Genomic DNA, 4685 nt, shown 5'->3' on the forward strand with positions numbered 1-4685 from the left:
GGCCGGGTCCGAAGTAGCGGGCCGGGGGCCCGGCCGGGACCGGCAGCGCGGGCTCGTGGCGCACCGCCCCGGCGGCGTCGAGGGCGGCGGCCGGATCGACCAGGCCGTGTCCCCGGGAGTCGTCCCGGCCGCCGGCCGGGGCGTCCCGGGCGGTGTCCTCGAGCAGCTTCTTGACCTGCGCGGGGCCGAGGTCCGGGTGGGCGGCGCGGATCAGGGCGGCGGTACCGGAGACCCAGGCCGCGGCGGCGCTGGTGCCCCAGCCCTCGTAGTAGGTGCGGTCGGGGTCGGCGATGACGATGTCCACGCCGGGGGCGCTGACGGTGGCGTACCAGTGGCGGGTGGAGAAGGGGGCCTTGGTGTCGTCGCGGTCCACGGCCGTGACGGCGATCACGCCGGGGTAGGCCGCCGGGTAGGAGACCCGGTCGCCGGCGCCGCCGCCGTTGCCCGCGGAGGCGACCACGACCACGCCCCTGGCCAGGGCGTACTGGACCGCCTCGTCCTCGGCGGCCTCGTGGTGGGCGGACTCGCTGTCGTCGCCGAGGGAGAGGTTGATCACGTCGGCGCCGTGGTCGGCGGCCCACCGGATGCCCTCGGCGAGGGCGCCGCCGCGGCGCTCGCGCGCCCGCTCCCGGCCCTTGTCGCCCTCTTCGAGGATCACCCGGACGGGGAGGATCTTCGCCTCGGGCGCGATGCCGAGCACGCCCAGCCGGTGGTCGGGGCCGTGGCCCCGGCCGGCGATGACCGAGGCCATGGCGGTCCCGTGGCGGGCCCAGGCGCGGTCGCCGCGGGTCGCCCCGAAGCCGACCAGGTCCTTGGCCGGCAGCACCGCGCCGCGCAGGTCGGGATGGGTCCCGTCGACGCCGGTGTCGAGTACGGCCACGGTCACGCCGGCGCCGCGGGTGGTGTCCCACGCCTGGTGCGCGTGCAGCGCGGCGAGGCCCCACTGGCGGTCCCGGATGCCGTCCGCGTGTGCGGGGGCCGTGCCGCCCGCGACGCCGAGCGCGACGACGGCCGCGACCGCCGCCCCCCGGCCCCACCGCGGGCCGCGCCGCCGCTGCGCGGAGCCCTCCCCCACCCCGCCCCTCCCCGAAACCGGTGGGCAGCTGCCCCCGGATCCCCCACACCACCGCTGCGCGGCGGTCGCCTCAAACGCCGGCGGGGCTGGAATGTGCTGCGCACATCCAGCCCGCGCGGCGATTGAGCGCACCGGGACGGGCCGGGGCCCGGGCCCCGTCATCGGGGGGCTCCGGTAGGGGCCGCGGCCTCGCGTCGTAGGGCGCGCTCCAGGCGGTCGGCGACGGCCTGGGCCTCGTATCCCAGACCCGCCTGCCCCACCGCACTCACATCGGACGTGGACATCGCAGAGGCCGCCGGGCGAGGGGTCGCCACCCGCCGGCCGTCCGCGAAACCGGACACCGTGTAGACCACGACTGGCGCGTCCCGCAGGACGGAGACCGTCCAGCTGCCGCGCGCCGCGTCCGCCACCCCGTACGCCCCGGCCGGCACCGCCGGGGCCGCGGGCCGCGGCGCACCGGCCGTGAAGACCAGCCCCGCCCCGATCACCGAACTCCGCGTCGCGTCCGTGTAGGTGGCCCGCAGCTCGTGCGCGCAGCCGTACCGCAGCGCCCAGGCCCCGCACCCGGTACCGGCGTCGACCGCGATCCGGGTCCAGCGGCGGTCCGCGCCCCCGGGACCGGCGCCGTCGCCGGCCAGGACCGGCGGGAAGAGCGAGTCGACCGGTTCGGTGTGCCACAGCCCGGCGGCCCGCTGGTACGCCGCCTCGGCCGGTGGCACCGCTTCGGCACTGCCCAGCAGCCAGGTGCCCGCCAGGGCGCCGCCGATGAGTCCGGTGCCCAGCATCGCGCACACCACCGCCGGTACTCCCCGCCCCGGTTCGGCCACCATCCGGCTGCGCACACCCCCCGTACTCGGCCGCGCGCCCGCCCGCGCGCGTGACGCCCGCATCCGGCGCCGCGTACTCGACGCCCGTACTCTACGGGCTCGATCTTCCCCCTACCCCCGGGTAACGGGGTCTGGCAAGCTGCGCCCATGACGACACCGGTGACGACTCCCGCCGCTGACCGGGCCCGCTACGACCGGGCCACCGCGCACCTCGACGCCCCGCTCGCCATCGTCGACCTGGCGGCCTTCGACGCCAACGCCGACGACCTCGTGCGCCGGGCCGGCGGCAAGCCGGTCCGGGTCGCGAGCAAGTCGGTGCGCTGCCGGGCCCTGCTGGAGCGGGTGCTGGCCCGGCCGGGGTTCGCGGGGATCATGTCGTACACGCTGGCGGAGTCGCTGTGGCTGGCCCGGTCCGGCTTCGAGGACGTGCTGCTGGCGTACCCGTCGACCGACCGGTCCGCCTTCGCGGAGCTGGCCGGGGATCCCAAGCTGGCCGGTGCGGTGACCGTGATGGTGGACGATCCGGCGCAGCTGGAGCTGATCGACGCGGCCCGCGCCGGGGGCACCGAGGAGATCCGGGTGTGCCTGGAGCTCGACACGGCGCTCCAGCTCCTCGGGGGGCGCATCCGCGTCGGCGCGCGCCGCTCGCCGCTGCGCGAGCCGGCCCAACTCGCGGAGCTGGCCCGCCGGGTGGCCGACCGGCCCGGTTTCCGCCTGGTCGGCCTGATGGCGTACGAGGGGCACATCGCGGGGGTCGGCGACGCGGTCGGCGGCCGGCCGCTGCGCTCCCGGGCGATCCGCCTGATGCAGGCGGCGGCCCGCAAGGAGCTGGCGGTGCGCCGGGCGGAGACGGTCCGCGCGGTCCGCGCGGTGGTGCCGGACCTGGAGTTCGTCAACGGCGGCGGCACCGGCAGCGTGCAGAGCACCGCCGCCGAGGACGCCGTCACCGAGATCGCCGCGGGCTCGGGGCTGTACGTCCCGCGCCTGTTCGACAACTACACCTCCTTCCGCGGCCGGCCGGCCGCGCTGTTCGCCCAGCCGGTGGTGCGCCGGCCGGGGGTGGGCGTGGTGACCGTGCTGGGCGGGGGCTACCCGGCCTCGGGCGCGGCCGGCCCGGACCGCCTGCCGGTCCCCTACCTCCCGGAAGGACTGCGCTACGACCCCCAGGAGGGCGCGGGCGAGGTGCAGACCCCGCTCCTGGGCGCTCCCGCCGACGACCTCCGGATCGGCGACCGGGTGTGGTTCCGCCACGCCAAGGCCGGCGAACTCTGCGAGCGCTTCGAGGAACTGCACCTGATCGAGGGCGACCGCATCGCCTCGACCGTGCCGACCTACCGCGGCGAGGGCCGGACGTTCCTCTGAGTCCGGGTGGTCAGTACACGGTGTCCTGCTGGTCGGGGACGGCGGAGCCGTCCCCGCGCAGCACCGGGCCCGGCGTGCCGTCCGGGCCGGTGTACCCGGTGGTGGCGCAGGGATAGGCCGCGGCCTTGCGCGGTTTGGGCTGGATGAACATGGGGTTGACCAGCCAGCGGCCGTCGGCGTCGTCGTAGGCCCGGCACATCAGCTCGTTCTTGTTGCGGTTGAGGACCAGCCGCAGGGCGGTGGCGTCGCTGAGGAAGGACACGTCGGTGTCCGAGTCCCCGGCCGCGAAGACCTGTCGGCGGCCGGGAGGCCCGACCCGCTCCGCGGCGGCCCCGCGGACCCCGAACACCTCGCGGTTGATCCAGCACCGCTTGCCGTCGATGTACGTGATCATGGAGTCGGCACCGTCGGGGACCGAGCCGCAGCCCTGCAGGTGGGGGGTGAGCGTGCCGGCCTTCACGACGTTGCGGATGCCTATGACGTGGTCGGCGCGCACCCCGACGGTCCCGGCCCACGCCTCCACCACCGGCTGCGGCGAGGCGGAGCTGATCCAGACGTCGAAGCCGGCCGTGCGCAGCGTGCGGATCAGTGCCTTCTGCTGGTCGTAGTAGCGCACCCAGCCGGTCACGGAGGCGCTGCCCACCTGCTGCTGCGCACCGATCGGCGCGGTCAGGTTCTCGGTCCGGGCGGCCGCTGCGAAGGACCGTACCTGCGCGGGGGTCCAGCCCTGCATCAGCTGGGCGAGCCAGGCGTAACCGGGCTCGGTGGTGCGGTGGTTCCACCCGGCGAAGGCGGTGGCGCCGGACCGGGTGGCGCCGGTCCCGTAGACGGCGTTCAGTTCGTCGGCGCAGGCCAGCCCCTCGCGGGTGCCGGTGGGCAGGGGCGCGCCGGGCGCGGCGAGCGGATCACAGGCGGCCGACAGGGCCCGGGCGGCGGGCGCGGTCAGGTACCGGCTGGTGCCGCTCCAGTCGCCGTCGGCGGGGCGGCGCACCTTTCCGTTGCGCAGCAGCCAGAAGAAGGTCGCGTCGCCCACGTCGTTCTTGACCACCGTGTTGTCCCAGTCGAAGACCGCCACCGGCCGGTGCCGGTCCGGCCGGTACGGCGTGCAGCGGCCGTAGTCGTCGACCAGCCGCTGGAGCCGGGCCTGGTTGTCGCCGTACCAGCCGGCACCGACCACGGGCCGGTCGCAGCCCCCGGGACGGGCCGCGGCGGGCGTCGCGGTGGCCGGCAGGGCGCCGACCGCCGCGACGAGGGCGAGGGCGGCCGGGAGGTGTCTGCGCATGGGCTGGGGCTCCTGACGTACGCGGGGCGGGGGCGGGTGAAAGGGACAGCCGGGCGCACTCGGCCGTACGCTAGTTGGCAACTCGGTCAGGTCTTTGGACCTGACCGCAATGTGATCGAGTGGCCCCCTGGTCTTGCTC

General features: G+C 76.5%; 4 protein-coding genes. 1 reads left to right on the forward strand and 3 read right to left on the reverse strand.

Features of this window, described 5'->3' with window-relative positions:
- The coding region (gene mycP / locus AB0O40_RS37575; protein WP_365050782.1) for a type VII secretion-associated serine protease mycosin at nt 1–1075 on the reverse strand (1075 nt) is incomplete at its 3' end.
- Nucleotides 1076–1233: 158 nt separating this feature from the next.
- A complete protein-coding gene (locus AB0O40_RS37580; protein ID WP_365050784.1) occupies nt 1234–1905 on the reverse strand; it encodes a hypothetical protein in 672 nt (223 codons plus the stop codon).
- Nucleotides 1906–2061: 156 nt separating this feature from the next.
- On the opposite strand from AB0O40_RS37580, the gene AB0O40_RS37585 reads away from it, so the two are divergent.
- Nucleotides 2062–3264, forward strand: coding sequence for an amino acid deaminase/aldolase (locus tag AB0O40_RS37585; RefSeq protein ID WP_365050790.1), 1203 nt, complete (start codon nt 2062–2064; stop codon nt 3262–3264).
- Nucleotides 3265–3274: 10 nt separating this feature from the next.
- Here the strand turns inward: AB0O40_RS37585 and AB0O40_RS37590 are convergent, their stop codons facing one another.
- A complete protein-coding gene (locus AB0O40_RS37590; protein WP_365050787.1) occupies nt 3275–4546 on the reverse strand; it encodes a haloacid dehalogenase-like hydrolase in 1272 nt (423 codons plus the stop codon).
- Nucleotides 4547–4685: the final 139 nt, after the last annotated feature.

Source organism: Streptomyces sp. NPDC089919 (assembly GCF_040684615.1).
GTDB lineage: Bacteria > Actinomycetota > Actinomycetes > Streptomycetales > Streptomycetaceae > Streptomyces.